At 54.8% G+C, this 14,653-nt stretch carries 28 protein-coding genes; all 28 read left to right on the top strand.

Annotation, left to right across the window (positions count from 1 at the left end; genetic code table 11):
- Positions 1–5 precede the first annotated feature (5 nt).
- The 28 genes from tuf to rpoA all read left to right on the top strand — a co-directional run bounded on the left by tuf (position 6) and on the right by rpoA (position 14,636).
- Positions 6–1,199 (top strand): elongation factor Tu, encoded by a 1,194-nt coding sequence (tuf, locus tag C8K61_RS12270; protein ID WP_108096535.1) that lies wholly within the window; start codon positions 6–8, stop codon positions 1,197–1,199.
- 139 nt (positions 1,200–1,338) lie between these two features.
- Positions 1,339–1,650: a 30S ribosomal protein S10 gene (gene rpsJ / locus C8K61_RS12265; RefSeq protein ID WP_003186070.1), complete on the top strand. Its 312-nt coding sequence runs from the start codon at positions 1,339–1,341 to the stop codon at positions 1,648–1,650.
- Positions 1,651–1,733: 83 nt separating this feature from the next.
- Positions 1,734–2,369 carry a 50S ribosomal protein L3 gene (rplC, locus tag C8K61_RS12260; RefSeq protein ID WP_108096534.1) on the top strand — a complete coding sequence of 212 codons (636 nt, stop codon included), beginning with the start codon at positions 1,734–1,736 and terminating at the stop codon, positions 2,367–2,369.
- A 12-nt stretch (positions 2,370–2,381) separates the two neighbouring features.
- On the top strand, positions 2,382–2,984 hold the full coding sequence (gene rplD / locus C8K61_RS12255; protein WP_108096533.1) for a 50S ribosomal protein L4: 603 nt from the start codon (positions 2,382–2,384) through the stop codon (positions 2,982–2,984).
- Positions 2,981–3,280, top strand: coding sequence for a 50S ribosomal protein L23 (gene rplW, locus C8K61_RS12250; RefSeq protein ID WP_002555488.1), 300 nt, complete (start codon positions 2,981–2,983; stop codon positions 3,278–3,280). The genes rplD and rplW overlap by 4 nt, the downstream gene beginning before the upstream one ends.
- Before the next feature lie 14 nt (positions 3,281–3,294).
- Positions 3,295–4,119: a 50S ribosomal protein L2 gene (rplB, locus tag C8K61_RS12245; protein WP_108096532.1), complete on the top strand. Its 825-nt coding sequence runs from the start codon at positions 3,295–3,297 to the stop codon at positions 4,117–4,119.
- 16 nt (positions 4,120–4,135) lie between these two features.
- Positions 4,136–4,411 carry a 30S ribosomal protein S19 gene (rpsS, locus tag C8K61_RS12240; RefSeq protein ID WP_003255482.1) on the top strand — a complete coding sequence of 92 codons (276 nt, stop codon included), beginning with the start codon at positions 4,136–4,138 and terminating at the stop codon, positions 4,409–4,411.
- Between the two features lie 11 nt (positions 4,412–4,422).
- Complete coding sequence (gene rplV / locus C8K61_RS12235; RefSeq protein ID WP_003103908.1) at positions 4,423–4,755, top strand: 50S ribosomal protein L22; 333 nt, start codon at positions 4,423–4,425, stop codon at positions 4,753–4,755.
- 13 nt (positions 4,756–4,768) lie between these two features.
- Positions 4,769–5,455 carry a 30S ribosomal protein S3 gene (gene rpsC, locus C8K61_RS12230; RefSeq protein ID WP_027982006.1) on the top strand — a complete coding sequence of 229 codons (687 nt, stop codon included), beginning with the start codon at positions 4,769–4,771 and terminating at the stop codon, positions 5,453–5,455.
- A gap of 12 nt (positions 5,456–5,467) precedes the next feature.
- Positions 5,468–5,881, top strand: coding sequence for a 50S ribosomal protein L16 (rplP, locus tag C8K61_RS12225; protein WP_108096531.1), 414 nt, complete (start codon positions 5,468–5,470; stop codon positions 5,879–5,881).
- A complete protein-coding gene (gene rpmC / locus C8K61_RS12220; protein WP_002555481.1) occupies positions 5,881–6,072 on the top strand; it encodes a 50S ribosomal protein L29 in 192 nt (63 codons plus the stop codon). Before rplP ends, rpmC begins: the two co-directional genes overlap by 1 nt.
- Before the next feature lie 2 nt (positions 6,073–6,074).
- On the top strand, positions 6,075–6,341 hold the full coding sequence (gene rpsQ, locus C8K61_RS12215) for a 30S ribosomal protein S17 (protein ID WP_108096530.1): 267 nt from the start codon (positions 6,075–6,077) through the stop codon (positions 6,339–6,341).
- Positions 6,342–6,364: 23 nt separating this feature from the next.
- Positions 6,365–6,733 carry a 50S ribosomal protein L14 gene (gene rplN, locus C8K61_RS12210; RefSeq protein ID WP_003289207.1) on the top strand — a complete coding sequence of 123 codons (369 nt, stop codon included), beginning with the start codon at positions 6,365–6,367 and terminating at the stop codon, positions 6,731–6,733.
- An 11-nt stretch (positions 6,734–6,744) separates the two neighbouring features.
- Complete coding sequence (rplX, locus tag C8K61_RS12205) at positions 6,745–7,059, top strand: 50S ribosomal protein L24 (RefSeq protein ID WP_010486994.1); 315 nt, start codon at positions 6,745–6,747, stop codon at positions 7,057–7,059.
- Positions 7,060–7,079: 20 nt separating this feature from the next.
- Entirely contained in the window at positions 7,080–7,619 is a 540-nt protein-coding gene (rplE, locus tag C8K61_RS12200; RefSeq protein WP_108096529.1) for a 50S ribosomal protein L5, read from the top strand.
- Positions 7,620–7,632: 13 nt separating this feature from the next.
- On the top strand, positions 7,633–7,938 hold the full coding sequence (gene rpsN / locus C8K61_RS12195; RefSeq protein ID WP_108096528.1) for a 30S ribosomal protein S14: 306 nt from the start codon (positions 7,633–7,635) through the stop codon (positions 7,936–7,938).
- Between the two features lie 212 nt (positions 7,939–8,150).
- Positions 8,151–8,543: a 30S ribosomal protein S8 gene (rpsH, locus tag C8K61_RS12190; RefSeq protein WP_108096527.1), complete on the top strand. Its 393-nt coding sequence runs from the start codon at positions 8,151–8,153 to the stop codon at positions 8,541–8,543.
- 12 nt (positions 8,544–8,555) lie between these two features.
- Positions 8,556–9,089, top strand: coding sequence for a 50S ribosomal protein L6 (rplF, locus tag C8K61_RS12185; protein ID WP_108096526.1), 534 nt, complete (start codon positions 8,556–8,558; stop codon positions 9,087–9,089).
- A 10-nt stretch (positions 9,090–9,099) separates the two neighbouring features.
- On the top strand, positions 9,100–9,450 hold the full coding sequence (gene rplR / locus C8K61_RS12180; protein ID WP_108096525.1) for a 50S ribosomal protein L18: 351 nt from the start codon (positions 9,100–9,102) through the stop codon (positions 9,448–9,450).
- 3 nt (positions 9,451–9,453) lie between these two features.
- Positions 9,454–9,975, top strand: a complete 522-nt coding sequence (gene rpsE, locus C8K61_RS12175; RefSeq protein ID WP_108096524.1) for a 30S ribosomal protein S5 — start codon at positions 9,454–9,456, stop codon at positions 9,973–9,975.
- A 2-nt stretch (positions 9,976–9,977) separates the two neighbouring features.
- Positions 9,978–10,154, top strand: a complete 177-nt coding sequence (gene rpmD, locus C8K61_RS12170; RefSeq protein ID WP_108096523.1) for a 50S ribosomal protein L30 — start codon at positions 9,978–9,980, stop codon at positions 10,152–10,154.
- 3 nt (positions 10,155–10,157) lie between these two features.
- Positions 10,158–10,592 (top strand): 50S ribosomal protein L15, encoded by a 435-nt coding sequence (gene rplO / locus C8K61_RS12165; RefSeq protein WP_108096522.1) that lies wholly within the window; start codon positions 10,158–10,160, stop codon positions 10,590–10,592.
- Positions 10,593–11,921: a preprotein translocase subunit SecY gene (secY, locus tag C8K61_RS12160; protein ID WP_108096521.1), complete on the top strand. Its 1,329-nt coding sequence runs from the start codon at positions 10,593–10,595 to the stop codon at positions 11,919–11,921.
- Positions 11,922–11,949: 28 nt separating this feature from the next.
- Positions 11,950–12,066: a 50S ribosomal protein L36 gene (rpmJ, locus tag C8K61_RS12155; protein ID WP_002555468.1), complete on the top strand. Its 117-nt coding sequence runs from the start codon at positions 11,950–11,952 to the stop codon at positions 12,064–12,066.
- Between the two features lie 131 nt (positions 12,067–12,197).
- The gene (gene rpsM, locus C8K61_RS12150) at positions 12,198–12,554 is read left to right on the top strand and encodes a 30S ribosomal protein S13 (RefSeq protein WP_108096520.1); all 357 of its coding nucleotides are present in this window, start codon (positions 12,198–12,200) and stop codon (positions 12,552–12,554) included.
- Between the two features lie 30 nt (positions 12,555–12,584).
- Positions 12,585–12,974 (top strand): 30S ribosomal protein S11, encoded by a 390-nt coding sequence (gene rpsK / locus C8K61_RS12145; RefSeq protein ID WP_002555466.1) that lies wholly within the window; start codon positions 12,585–12,587, stop codon positions 12,972–12,974.
- Positions 12,975–12,991: 17 nt separating this feature from the next.
- A complete protein-coding gene (gene rpsD / locus C8K61_RS12140) occupies positions 12,992–13,612 on the top strand; it encodes a 30S ribosomal protein S4 (protein ID WP_108096519.1) in 621 nt (206 codons plus the stop codon).
- Between the two features lie 22 nt (positions 13,613–13,634).
- Positions 13,635–14,636, top strand: coding sequence for a DNA-directed RNA polymerase subunit alpha (gene rpoA / locus C8K61_RS12135; RefSeq protein ID WP_108096518.1), 1,002 nt, complete (start codon positions 13,635–13,637; stop codon positions 14,634–14,636).
- Positions 14,637–14,653: the final 17 nt, after the last annotated feature.

The raw sequence follows: 14,653 nt of genomic DNA, 5'->3' as shown, positions 1-14,653 counted from the left end.
TTGTCGTGGCTAAAGAAAAATTTGAACGTAACAAACCGCACGTCAACGTTGGCACCATCGGTCACGTTGACCACGGTAAAACCACTCTGACCGCTGCTCTGACCCGTGTTTGCTCCGAGGTTTTCGGTTCGGCTCGTGTTGACTTCGACAAGATCGACAGCGCTCCAGAAGAAAAAGCTCGTGGTATCACCATCAACACCGCTCACGTTGAATACGATTCGGCCGTGCGTCACTACGCACACGTTGACTGCCCAGGTCACGCCGACTACGTAAAAAACATGATCACCGGTGCTGCTCAGATGGACGGCGCTATCCTGGTTTGCTCGGCCGCTGATGGTCCGATGCCGCAAACCCGTGAGCACATCCTGCTGTCCCGTCAGGTTGGCGTTCCTTACATCGTTGTCTTCCTGAACAAGGCTGACATGGTGGATGACGCTGAGCTGCTGGAACTGGTTGAGATGGAAGTTCGCGACCTGCTGAGCACTTACGAGTTCCCGGGCGACGACACCCCGATCATCATCGGTTCGGCTCTGATGGCTCTGAACGGCCAAGACGACAACGAAATGGGCACTACCGCTGTTAAGAAGCTGGTAGAGACTCTGGATAGCTACATTCCTGAGCCGGTCCGCGTTATCGACAAGCCATTCCTGATGCCAATCGAGGACGTATTCTCGATCTCCGGTCGCGGTACCGTAGTTACCGGTCGTATCGAGCGCGGTATCGTCAAGGTTCAAGAAGCTCTGGAAATCGTTGGTCTGCGTGACACCACTCAGACTACCTGCACCGGCGTTGAAATGTTCCGTAAACTGCTCGACGAAGGTCGTGCTGGCGAGAACTGCGGCGTTCTGCTGCGTGGTACCAAGCGTGAAGACGTTGAGCGTGGTCAAGTACTGGCCAAGCCGGGTTCGGTTAAGCCGCACACCAAGTTCGAAGCTGAGGTTTACATCCTGAGCAAAGACGAAGGTGGTCGTCACACCCCGTTCTTCAAAGGCTACCGTCCTCAGTTCTACTTCCGTACTACCGACGTAACTGGTAGCTGCGAACTGCCGGAAGGCGTTGAGATGGTAATGCCAGGCGACAACATCAAGATGGTTGTTACCTTGATCAAGTCGATCGCCATGGAAGATGGTCTGCGTTTCGCGATTCGCGAAGGCGGCCGTACCGTTGGTGCTGGCGTTGTTGCCAAAATCATCGAGTAATCGTTGATTTGTGAAAAAACCCCCGCTTGCGGGGGTTTTTTTATTGGGTTGACACCTGTAGGGGGCGTCTATAGAATTGCGCCTCCTTTTAACGGGCGTATTGCGTCCGTTGGGAATAGCAACTGGGAGTCTGTGGACAATGCAAAATCAACAAATCCGGATTCGGTTGAAGGCTTTTGATCATCGCCTGATTGACCAGTCCACCCAGGAAATCGTGGAAACCGCGAAACGTACTGGTGCTCAAGTGCGTGGTCCGATTCCTCTGCCCACTCGCAAAGAGCGTTTCACTGTTCTGGTTTCTCCGCACGTCAACAAAGACGCGCGTGACCAGTACGAGATTCGCACTCACAAGCGCGTTCTGGACATCGTCCAGCCAACGGATAAAACCGTTGACGCTCTTATGAAGCTCGATCTTGCAGCTGGCGTAGAAGTTCAGATCAGCCTCGGCTAAAACCGTCTGGTTTTAGTCGTGTAACGCTCTGAAATGGGCGGCCATAGCGGGTGAAAGCCCCGTACACTCATGAGGTTTACAACATGACTATTGGTGTAGTCGGTCGTAAATGCGGTATGACCCGTATTTTCACCGAAGAAGGTGTCTCCATTCCGGTTACGGTCATTGAGATCGAGCCGAATCGCGTCACCCAGTTTAAAACTGAAGAAAGCGATGGCTATCGTGCAGTGCAAGTCACTGTCGGTGAGCGTCGTGCTTCGCGCGTGACTGCTGCTCAAGCAGGCCACTTCGCTAAAGCTAACGTAGCTGCCGGTCGCGGCGTCTGGGAATTCCGTCTTGAAGAAGGCGACTACCAGGCTGGCGATCTGATCAATGCAGAAATTTTCCAAGCAGGTCAGCTGGTGGATGTCACCGGTCAGTCCAAGGGTAAAGGCTTCGCCGGTACCATCAAGCGCTGGAACTTCCGCGGTCAAGATAACACCCACGGTAACTCCGTCTCCCACCGCGTCCCTGGCTCTATCGGCCAGTGCCAGACTCCTGGTCGTGTATTCAAGGGCAAAAAAATGTCCGGTCATATGGGCGCTGAGCGCGTGACCGTGCAGTCCCTCGAAGTTGTGCGCGTCGACGCTGAACGCAATCTGCTGCTGGTTAAGGGCGCTGTTCCTGGCGCTACCGGTGGCAACCTGGTTGTGCGTCCGGCAGCCAAGGCTCGCGGTTAAGGGGAAGCTGACATGCAATTAAATGTAAATGGCGCTCAGGCGATCGAAGTTTCCGAACTGACCTTCGGCGGCGAATTCAACGAGACTCTGGTTCACCAGGCAGTCGTGGCCTACATGGCTGGCGGTCGTCAGGGTACCAAGCAGCAAAAGACCCGTTCTGACGTGTCCGGTGGCGGTAAGCGCCCATGGCGTCAAAAGGGTACTGGTCGCGCTCGTGCCGGTACTATCCGTAGCCCAATCTGGCGTGGCGGCGGTACCACTTTCGCAGCTCGTCCTCAGGATCACAGCCAAAAGCTGAACAAGAAGATGTACCGCGCAGCTCTGCGCTCCATCCTTGCTGAGCTGGTACGTAGTGATCGTCTGGTTGTGGTTGAAGACTTCGCAGTCGACGCACCAAAAACCAAAACTCTGCTGAACAAGCTGAATGGCATGGGTCTGACTGATGTTCTGATCGTGTCTGATGCTGTTGATCAGAATCTGTACCTGGCTGCTCGCAACCTGCCGCACGTTGATGTTCGTGACGTACAGGGTTCCGATCCGGTCAGTCTGATCGCATACGACAAAGTGTTGATCACTGTGTCGGCCGTGAAGAAATTCGAGGAGCTGCTGGGATGAACCAGGAACGCGTATTTAAAGTGCTACTTGGCCCGCACGTCTCTGAGAAAGCCACGGTTTTGGCTGACAAAAAAGGCCAGTTCGTTTTCAAGGTTGCTACCGATGCAACCAAGCTGGAAATCAAAAAGGCCGTCGAAAGCCTGTTCAGCGTGAAAGTTGAGCGTGTTACTACCCTGAACGTTCTGGGTAAGAGCAAGCGCACCGCTCGCGGTCTGGGCAAGCGTAACGACTGGAAGAAGGCAGTTATCTCCCTTCAGCCGGGTCAAGATCTCGACTTCAGCAGCAGTGCTGAGTAAGGAAGGGGAGCATCATGGCAATCGTTAAATGCAAACCGACCTCCGCTGGCCGCCGTTTTGTGGTCAAGGTGGTCAACCAGGAGCTGCATAAAGGCGCTCCTTACGCACCGCTGCTCGAGAAGAAGTCGAAGACTGGTGGTCGTAACAACAATGGCCGTATTACCACTCGTCACATCGGTGGTGGTCATAAGCAGCATTACCGTCTGGTCGATTTCCGTCGCAATGACAAAGATGGCATCGCTGCCACTGTCGAGCGTATTGAATACGATCCAAACCGTACCGCTCACATCGCACTGTTGCTTTACGCAGACGGCGAACGCCGTTACATCATCGCCCCTAAAGGCGTGAGTGCTGGCGACCAGCTGATCTCGGGCGCTCTCGCTCCGATCAAGCCGGGCAACTCGCTGCAACTGCGTAACATCCCCGTCGGTAGCACCATTCATGGTGTTGAGTTGAAGCCGGGTAAAGGTGCTCAGATCGCTCGTTCCGCTGGTGCTTCGGCTCAGCTGATCGCTCGTGAAGGCGCTTACGTGACCCTGCGTCTGCGTTCCGGTGAAATGCGTAAAGTACTGGCCGAATGCCGTGCGACCCTGGGCGAAGTCTCGAACTCCGAGCACAGCCTGCGTTCGCTGGGTAAAGCTGGTGCCAAACGCTGGCGTGGCGTTCGCCCAACCGTTCGTGGTGTTGCCATGAACCCGGTTGACCACCCACATGGTGGTGGTGAAGGTCGTACCTCTGGTGGTCGTCATCCGGTGTCTCCATGGGGCTTCCCGACTAAGGGCGCGAAGACTCGTGGTAACAAACGCACCGATAACATGATCGTCCGTCGTCGCAAGTAAATAGAGGGATACGACAGTGCCACGTTCTCTGAAAAAAGGTCCTTTTATTGATCTTCACCTACTGAAGAAGGTCGAAGTGGCGGTGGAAAAGAACGATCGCAAGCCGGTGAAAACCTGGTCGCGTCGTTCGATGATCCTGCCACAAATGGTCGGTCTGACCATCGCTGTGCATAACGGTCGTCAACATGTTCCAGTTCTCGTGAACGAAGACATGGTCGGTCACAAACTGGGCGAGTTCGCCGGTACCCGTACATATCGCGGGCACGTGGCTGACAAGAAAGCCAAGCGTTAAGGGGTAAGGAAATGGAAGTAGCCGCTAAGTTGTCGGGCGCTCGAATCTCCGCCCAGAAAGCCCGCTTGGTCGCCGACCAAATCCGCGGGAAGAAGGTGGGCGAAGCGCTCAACCTGCTGGCTTTTAGCAGTAAGAAAGCCGCGGAAATCATGAAAAAAGTGCTGGAGTCGGCTGTAGCCAACGCCGAGCACAACGAAGGCGCTGACGTAGATGACCTCAAAGTCTCTACTGTTTTCGTCAACGAAGGGCGTTCGCTGAAGCGCATCATGCCACGTGCCAAAGGCCGTGCTGATCGCATCGTCAAGCGGTCTTGCCATATCACTGTCAAGGTTGCTGACAAGTAACGGAGTCGAAGAGATGGGTCAGAAAGTACATCCCATTGGCATTCGCCTGGGAATCGTCAAGGAGCACACCTCCGTCTGGTACGCCGACGGTCGGACTTATGCGGACTATTTGTTCGCAGATCTGAAGGTGCGTGAATACCTCCAAGACAAACTAAAAAGCGCGTCCGTAAGCCGTATCGACATCCATCGTCCGGCTCAGACTGCACGCATCACCATTCACACCGCTCGTCCAGGTATCGTTATCGGGAAGAAAGGTGAAGATGTTGAGAAGCTGCGTCAGGACCTGACCAAGCAAATGGGTGTGCCTGTGCACATCAATATCGAAGAGATCCGTAAGCCGGAGCTCGACGGTATGCTGGTTGCGCAGAGCGTAGCTCAGCAGCTGGAGCGTCGTGTGATGTTCCGTCGCGCTATGAAGCGCGCTGTACAGAACGCCATGCGTATTGGTGCCAAGGGCATCAAAATCCAAGTGAGCGGTCGTTTGGGCGGTGCAGAAATTGCCCGTACCGAGTGGTATCGCGAAGGTCGTGTGCCGTTGCACACCCTGCGTGCCGATATCGACTATGCCACGTACGAAGCGCACACCACTTACGGTGTGATCGGTGTGAAGGTTTGGATCTTCAAAGGCGAAGTAATTGGTGGTCGCCAAGAAGAACTGAAACCACAAGCACCAGCGCCTCGTAAAAAAGCTGCTAAGTAAGGGGTACGCCAAATGTTGCAACCAAAGCGTACGAAGTTCCGCAAGATGATGACAGGCCACAACCGTGGTCTGGCCCAGCGCGGTAGCAAAGTCAGCTTCGGCGAGTTCGCGCTGAAGTCTGTTGCCCGCGGTCGTCTCACCGCCCGTCAGATTGAGTCCGCTCGTCGTGCTCTGACTCGTCACGTAAAACGTGGCGGGAAAATCTGGATTCGCGTGTTCCCGGACAAGCCTGTAACCAAGAAGCCTCTCGAAGTGCGGATGGGTAAAGGGAAGGGTAGCGTTGAATATTGGGTAGCCCAGATCCAGCCAGGCAAAGTCCTGTATGAGATCGAAGGCGTTTCCGAAGAGCTGGCGCGTGAGGCTTTCGCCCTGGCTGCTGCAAAGCTGCCGCTCGCCACCTCCTTTGTTAAGCGGACGGTGATGTGATGAAAGCGAATGAACTTCGTGAAAAATCAGCACAGCAGCTGAACGAGCAACTGCTCGGCCTGCTGCGCGACCAGTTCAATCTGCGTATGCAGAAAGCAACTGGCCAGTTGGGGCAGTCTCACCTGCTCTCGCAAGTTAAGCGCGACATCGCTCGCGTGAAGACTGTGCTTAACCAGCAGGCAGGTAAGTAATCATGGCTGAAGCTGAAAAAACTGTCCGTACGCTGACTGGCCGTGTCGTCAGCGACAAGATGGACAAGACCATCACCGTACTGATCGAGCGTCGCGTTAAGCACCCGATCTACGGTAAATACGTGAAGCGTTCGACCAAATTGCACGCCCACGACGAAACCAACCAGTGCCACATCGGCGACAAAGTCACTATTCGTGAAACTCGTCCGATGGCCAAGACCAAAAATTGGGCACTGGTTGAAGTCGTTGAACGCGCAGTGGAAGTCTAAGGACTAGGGGTCGGAGAAATTATATGATTCAGACTCAATCCATGCTCGATGTAGCTGATAACAGCGGCGCTCGTCGTGTTATGTGCATCAAGGTGTTGGGCGGTTCGCATCGTCGTTATGCCGGCATCGGCGACATCATCAAAGTTACCGTCAAGGAAGCAATTCCGCGCGGTAAGGTGAAAAAAGGCCAAGTGATGACTGCAGTAGTAGTCCGCACTCGTCACGGCGTTCGTCGCCCTGATGGCTCGATTATCCGCTTTGATGGCAACGCTGCTGTTCTGCTGAACAACAAGCAAGAGCCGATCGGCACCCGTATCTTTGGGCCCGTGACCCGTGAACTTCGCTCTGAGAAGTTCATGAAGATCGTCTCGCTCGCCCCTGAAGTGCTGTAAGGAGATCCGACATGCAAAAGATTCGTCGTGACGACGAGATCATCGTGATCGCCGGCAAAGACAAAGGTAAGCGTGGCAAGGTGCTCAAGGTTCTCGCTGACGACCGTTTGGTCGTTGGTGGGATCAACCTGGTGAAGCGCCATACCAAGCCGAACCCGATGTCGGGCGTTCAAGGCGGTATCGTCGAGAAAGAAGCGCCTCTGCACGCTTCCAACGTCGCCATTTTCAACTCTGAAACCAGCAAGGCTGATCGCGTTGGTTTCAAAGTAGAAGACGGCAAAAAAATTCGTGTCTTCAAGTCGACCCAAAAAGCGGTTGATGCTTGAACACTGCTAGGTAGAAGACCATGGCACGACTAAAAGAGATTTATCGGAAAGAAATCGCTCCGAAGCTTAAGGAAGAACTTAAGCTGTCGAACGTGATGGAAGTTCCGCGCGTTACCAAAATCACCCTGAACATGGGTCTCGGCGAAGCGATCGGTGATAAGAAAATCATCGAGCACGCGGTAGCGGATTTGGAAAAAATCACCGGTCAGAAAGTCGTTGTGACTTACGCTCGGAAATCCATCGCAGGCTTTAAAGTCCGTGAAGGTTGGCCGATCGGCGTTAAAGTTACTCTGCGTCGCGATCGTATGTACGAATTCCTGGATCGTCTGCTTTCGATCTCCCTGCCGCGCGTGCGTGACTTCCGCGGCCTGAATGCCAAGTCCTTCGATGGTCGTGGCAACTACAGCATGGGCGTCAAAGAGCAGATCATTTTCCCGGAAATCGATTACGACAAGATCGATGCTCTGCGCGGTCTGGACATCACCCTGACCACCACTGCTCGTACGGATGACGAAGGTCGCGCACTGCTGCGCGCTTTCAAATTCCCGTTCCGCAACTGATCGGAGTAGGAACATGGCCAAGACAAGCATGAAAAACCGCGAGCTGAAGCGTCAGCAAACGGTTGCCAAGTACGCCAAAAAGCGTGCTGAGCTGAAAGCTACCATCGCTAATCCGAACACCAGTCCGGAAGCCCGTTGGGAAGCGCAGATCGCCCTGCAAAAGCAACCACGTGACGCCAGCGCTTCGCGCCTGCGTAACCGTTGCCGCATCACCGGTCGTCCGCACGGCGTGTACCGCAAGTTCGGCCTCGGCCGTAACAAGCTGCGCGAAGCTGCAATGCGCGGTGATGTACCAGGTCTGGTGAAAGCCAGCTGGTAAGTCAAAGTCTCGACATGCCAAGGCTGAGCCTTTAACCGTTCAGCCCTGGCAGTGAGCAAAAATGAATCAAGCCCCTTTTGGGGCTTGATTCATTTTTAATCAGTCTCTAGAATGCTCGGCTCGCCTGAGCCTGGCTTTTATATGCCCGGCATATTTCTAGCGATATGCAGTAGCCGTATGGCTAATTCTTTTGTTTCAGGAGCACCTAGCCCATGAGTATGCAGGACCCGTTAGCGGACATGCTAACTCGTATCCGTAATGCCCAGATGGCTGAAAAGTCCGTCGTAAGCATGCCGTCTTCCACGTTGAAGGTGGCTGTAGCCAAAGTCCTGAAGGACGAAGGTTACATCGCGGGTTTTCAGATCAGCAGCGATGTTAAGCCGCAGCTGTCCATCGAGCTGAAATACTTCGAAGGCCGTCCAGTCATCGAAGAAGTGAAGCGCGTCAGCCGTCCAGGCCTGCGCCAGTACAAGTCCGTTGATGATCTGCCGAAAGTTCGTGGCGGTCTCGGCGTTTCCATCGTCTCCACCAACAAAGGTGTGATGACGGATCGTGCTGCGCGCGCTGCCGGTGTCGGTGGCGAAGTGCTCTGCACCGTGTTCTAAGGGGGGATAAGCATGTCTCGCGTTGCTAAGAACCCCGTTAAGCTGCCAGCTGGTGTAGAGATCAAACTCGCCGGTCAACAGCTCTCGGTGAAGGGTGCCAAAGGCGCTCTCGAACTAAACGTTCATTCGTCCGTTGAAATTGTTGAGGAAGCTGGTGAGCTGCGTTTCGCTGCTCGCAATGGCGACCAACAAACTCGTGCAATGGCCGGTACCACCCGTGCGTTGGTGAACAACATGGTGATCGGCGTCAGCCAAGGCTTCGAGCGCAAGCTGCAGCTGGTTGGTGTTGGTTACAAGGCTCAGGCCAAAGGCGAAATCCTTTCCCTGGCGCTTGGCTTCTCGCACCCGGTGGACTACGAACTGCCACAAGGCGTTACCGCAGAAACTCCTAGCCAAACCGATATCCTGATCAAGGGCATCGACAAGCAGCTGGTAGGTCAAGTGGCCGCTGAGATCCGTGACTTCCGTCCGCCAGAGCCTTACAAAGGTAAAGGTGTGCGTTACGCAGACGAAGTCGTCCGCCGTAAAGAAGCGAAGAAGAAGTAGGGCATAGCAAATGACCGACAAAAAAGTTACTCGACTGCGTCGCGCTCGCAAAGCACGCCTGAAAATGCACGAGCTAGAAGCCGTGCGTCTCTGCGTGTACCGCTCTTCGCAGCACATTTACGCCCAGGTCATCTCGGCCGACGGCAGCAAAGTCCTGGCAAGCGCTTCGACTTTGGACAAGGATCTGCGTGCTGGTGCCACTGGCAACATCGACGCGGCCACGAAAGTTGGCCAACTGGTTGCTGAGCGTGCGAAAGCCGCTGGCGTCACTCAGGTGGCATTCGACCGTTCTGGCTTCAAGTACCACGGCCGCGTTAAGGCGCTGGCTGATGCTGCTCGTGAAGGCGGGCTGGAGTTCTAAGTTATGGCAAATAACGATCAAAGACGCGACAGCCGCGACAACGGCAACGACGAAGGCTACATCGAGAAACTGGTACAAGTTAATCGCGTAGCCAAGACCGTAAAAGGCGGCCGTATCTTCACTTTCACCGCGTTGACCGTGGTAGGTGATGGCAAGGGCCGTGTTGGTTTCGGTCGCGGTAAGTCCCGCGAAGTGCCAGCCGCTATCCAGAAAGCTATGGAAGCTGCTCGTCGCAATATGATTCAAGTGGACCTGAACGGCACCACTCTGCAGTACGCAATGAAGTCTGCTCATGGCGCCTCCAAGGTGTACATGCAGCCTGCTTCTGAAGGTACCGGTATCATCGCTGGCGGCGCTATGCGTGCTGTCCTCGAAGTTGCTGGCGTGCAGAACGTGTTGGCCAAGTGCTACGGCTCTACTAACCCGGTAAACGTGGTTCACGCCACTTTCAAGGGTTTGAAGGCTATGCAATCCCCAGGTTCTATTGCTGCCAAGCGCGGCAAGAGCGTTGAGGAGATCCGCTGATCATGGCTACCGTAAAAGTAACGCTGATCAAGAGCACTGCCGGCCGCATCCCTAACCACATTCTGTGCGTTAAGGGTCTGGGTCTGCGTCGCATCGGTCACACTGTAGAAGTCCTGGATACTCCGGCTAACCGCGGGATGATCAACAAGGCTTACTACATGCTGCGAGTTGAGGGTTAACACATGTACCTGAACGATCTGAGTCCTGCGCCGGGTTCCCGTCGCGAGAAGCACCGTCCGGGCCGTGGTATCGGTAGCGGTTTGGGTAAGACTGGTGGCCGCGGCCACAAAGGTCAGACCTCCCGCTCCGGTGGCACCATCGCTCCGGGCTTTGAAGGCGGTCAACAGCCGCTGCATCGTCGTCTGCCGAAGTTCGGCTTCGTCTCCCTGAAGGCTATGGATCGTGCTGAAGTTCGCACCTCCGAGCTGAATAAAGTGGAAGGCGATGTTGTAACTCTGCAGTCCCTGAAGGATGCCAACCTGATTAATCAAAACGTACAGCGCGTGAAGGTAATGCTGTCCGGTGAGATTACTCGTGCGGTGACCCTCAAAGGTATCGCGGCCACCAAAGGTGCGCGCGCGGCTATCGAAGCAGCTGGCGGCAAATTCGAGGAATAAATGGCTAAGCAAGGTGCTCTCTCAGCGCTCAGCAATGGCGGGTTATCCGAGCTCTGGGCTCGTCTGCGCTTTCTCCTTATGGCGATCATCGTCTATCGAGTAGGTGCGCACATCCCAGTTCCTGGTATCAACCCGGACCGGTTGGCGGATCTGTTTCGGCAGAACGAGGGGACCATTCTTAGCTTGTTCAACATGTTTTCCGGCGGCGCGCTGGAGCGTATGAGTATTTTTGCACTGGGGATCATGCCGTACATCTCGGCGTCGATCATCATGCAGCTCATGACCGCTGTTAGCCCGCAGCTGGAGCAGTTGAAGAAGGAAGGTGAATCTGGCCGTCGCAAGATCAGCCAGTACACCCGCTACGGCACCTTGATTCTGGCGTTTGTGCAGGCAACCGGCATGTCCGTTGGCCTGGCAGGTCAAGGTGTAGCGTTCTCGGGCGATTTCGGCTTTCACTTCGTGGCAGTCAGCACGTTTGTTGCTGGTGCCATGTTCATGATGTGGCTGGGTGAGCAGATCACTGAGCGCGGTGTCGGTAACGGCATCTCGATGTTGATCTTCTCAGGTATTGTCGCTGGTTTGCCGCGTGCAATTGGGCAGTCTTTCGAGTCTGCGCGTCAGGGTGATATCAATATCTTCGCCCTGGTTGCAATCGGCTTGCTCGCGGTAGCGATCATCGGTTTTGTGGTGTTCATTGAGCGTGGTCAGCGTCGTATCGCTGTTCACTACGCCAAGCGTCAGCAGGGCCGCAAGGTCTTCGCTGCGCAGACTAGCCACCTGCCGTTGAAGGTGAACATGGCCGGCGTTATCCCGGCTATTTTCGCCAGTAGCCTTCTGTTGTTCCCGGCTTCGCTGGGCGCCTGGTTTGGCCAGTCTGCAGGTTTGGGCTGGCTTCAGGATGTTTCACAGGCTATCGCTCCTGGTCAGCCGTTGAATATCTTGCTGTTTAGTGCAGGGATCGTTTTCTTCTGCTTCTTCTACACAGCGTTGATGTTCAACCCGAAAGACGTAGCGGAAAACCTGAAGAAGTCTGGTGCCTTTATTCCTGGCATCCGTCCAGGTGAGCAATCGGCTCGCTATATCGATGGCGTGTTGACTCGCTTAACCATGTTCGGTGCTTTGTACATGATGGCTGTTTGCTTGCTGCCCCAGTTCCTGGTGGTTGCCGCAAACGTGCCGTTCTACCTTGGCGGGACCTCGTTGCTGATCGTGGTAGTGGTTGTGATGGACTTTATGTCCCAAGTACAATCGCACCTCGTTTCACACCAGTACGAATCCCTGATGAAGAAAGCCAACCTGAAGGGCTACGGCAGCGGCATGCTCCGTTAATGTGTCCATAAGGTTCGAGGAGTTGGTGATGAAAGTTCGTGCATCGGTGAAAAAGCTGTGCCGCAACTGCAAGATTATTCGCCGTGAAGGTGTCGTGCGAGTCATCTGCAGTGCAGAACCGCGTCACAAGCAGCGCCAAGGCTGAGTGTGATCAAAAGCTATAAGCCCGGCAGCTAGTGCGCTGTCGGGTTGCTTATTTGTTATTACAGCGTTAATATCTCGCGCCCTTTTCTTGGCTTCCGGGGCGTAGGTAGCTGTCAATTGGAGTTTCATTGAATGGCCCGTATTGCAGGCGTCAACATTCCAGATAACAAGCATACTGTTATCTCGCTGACCTACATCTTCGGTGTTGGTCGCACAACTGCGCAGAAAATTTGCGCAACCACCGGGGTTAACCCGGCGGCAAAGATCAAAGATCTGAGCGATGAGCAGATTGAGCTTCTGCGTGGCGAAGTGGCAAAGGTAAACACCGAAGGTGACCTGCGCCGTGAAGTCAACATGAAAATCAAGCGCTTGATGGACCTGGGTTGCTACCGCGGCCTGCGTCACCGTCGCGGCCTTCCGGTCCGTGGCCAGCGTACCAAGACCAACGCACGTACCCGTAAGGGTCCGCGTAAGCCGATCCGCAAGTAATCGCGCCCGCGAATCGACAGGAATCTAGTCATGGCAAAACCTGCTGCTCGTCCTCGTAAAAAAGTCAAAAAGACAGTGGTTGATGGCATCGCCCACATCCACGCGTCTTTCAATAACACCATTGTGACCATTACCGATCGTCAAGGTAACGCCCTGTCCTGGGCTACCTCTGGTGGTTCGGGTTTCCGCGGTTCACGCAAGTCCACCCCGTTCGCTGCTCAAGTAGCTGCTGAACGTGCTGGTCAAGCTGCGCTGGAATATGGCCTGAAAAACCTCGACGTTAACGTCAAGGGCCCAGGTCCAGGTCGTGAGTCCGCTGTCCGTGCTTTGAACGGCTGCGGTTACAAGATCGCCAGCATCACCGACGTGACGCCAATCCCGCATAACGGGTGCCGTCCGCCGAAGAAGCGCCGCGTGTAATCAGGAGACGATAGATAATGGCTCGTTACATTGGTCCGAAATGCAAACTGGCGCGTCGTGAAGGCACTGATCTGTTTCTGAAAAGCGGCGTTCGCGCCCTGGAATCGAAGTGCAACATTGAAGCAGCCCCTGGTATCCACGGTCAGCGCCGCGGTCGCCAATCCGACTACGGTACCCAACTGCGTGAAAAGCAGAAGGTCCGTCGTATCTATGGCGTGCTTGAGCGTCAATTCAGCGGTTACTACAAAGAAGCTGCCGGCAAGAAAGGCGCTACTGGTGAGAACCTGCTGCAACTGCTCGAATGCCGTCTGGATAACGTTGTATACCGTATGGGCTTCGGCGCTACCCGCGCAGAATCCCGTCAGCTGGTTTCGCACAAAGCGATCAGCATCAACGGTAAAACTGTAAACATCCCGTCCTACCAGGTTCGTGCTGGTGACGTGGTTGCAGTTCGCGAGAAATCGAAGAATCAGCTGCGCATTGTTCAAGCTCTTGAGCTGTGTGCCCAGCGTGGCCGCGTTGAGTGGGTCGAAGTTGACACTGAGAAGAAATCGGGCGTTTTCAAAAGCGTTCCAGCTCGCAGTGACCTCTCCGCCGACATCAACGAAAGCCTGATTGTCGAGCTCTACTCCAAGTAAGGGCTAGAAAATAGGTGCATCCATGCAGATTTCGGTAAATGAGTTCCTGACCCCCCGCCACATTGATGTGCAGGTGGTCAGTCCGACCCGCGCTAAGATCACTCTCGAGCCTCTCGAGCGTGGTTTTGGCCACACGTTGGGCAACGCGCTGCGTCGCATTTTGTTGTCCTCAATGCCTGGCTGTGCAGTAGTCGAGGCCGAGATTGACGGTGTACTCCACGAGTACAGCGCCATCGAAGGTGTACAGGAAGACGTAATTGAAATCCTGCTCAACCTGAAAGGTCTGGCTATTAAGTTGCACGGTCGTGACGAAGTGACTCTGACACTGGCGAAGAAGGGCTCGGGCGTTGTTACCGCTGCCGATATTCAGCTGGATCATGATGTCGAGATCGTCAATGGTGATCACGTTATTGCCAACCTGGCTTCTAACGGCGCACTGAACATGAAGCTCACTGTGGCTCGTGGTCGCGGCTATGAGCCTGCTGATTCGCGTCAGAGTGATGAAGACGAAAGCCGCAGCATCGGTCGCTTGCAGCTGGACTCTTCTTTCAGCCCTGTGCGCCGTGTTGCGTACGTAGTTGAAAACGCCCGTGTTGAGCAGCGTACTAACCTTGACAAGCTGGTTATTGACCTGGAAACCAACGGTACCCTGGATCCTGAAGAGGCTATCCGCCGTGCTGCAACCATTCTGCAACAGCAGTTGGCTGCGTTCGTCGACCTCAAAGGTGACAGTGAGCCAGTGGTAATCGAGCAGGAAGACGAGATCGATCCGATCCTGCTGCGTCCGGTTGATGATCTGGAACTGACCGTTCGTTCGGCCAACTGCCTGAAGGCGGAAAACATTTACTACATCGGCGACCTGATTCAGCGCACCGAAGTAGAACTGTTGAAAACTCCGAACTTGGGCAAGAAGTCCCTGACTGAGATCAAGGACGTGCTGGCCTCTCGTGGTCTTTCTCTCGGTATGCGCCTGGACAACTGGCCACCGGCAAGTCTTAAGAAGGACGACAAGGCGACTGCCTGATCGTCGTAATCACCGAA

The sequence above is a fragment of the Pseudomonas sp. GV071 genome, assembly GCF_003050835.1.
Lineage (GTDB): Bacteria > Pseudomonadota > Gammaproteobacteria > Pseudomonadales > Pseudomonadaceae > Aquipseudomonas.
This window is presented reverse-complemented; position numbering and strand designations above follow the sequence as displayed.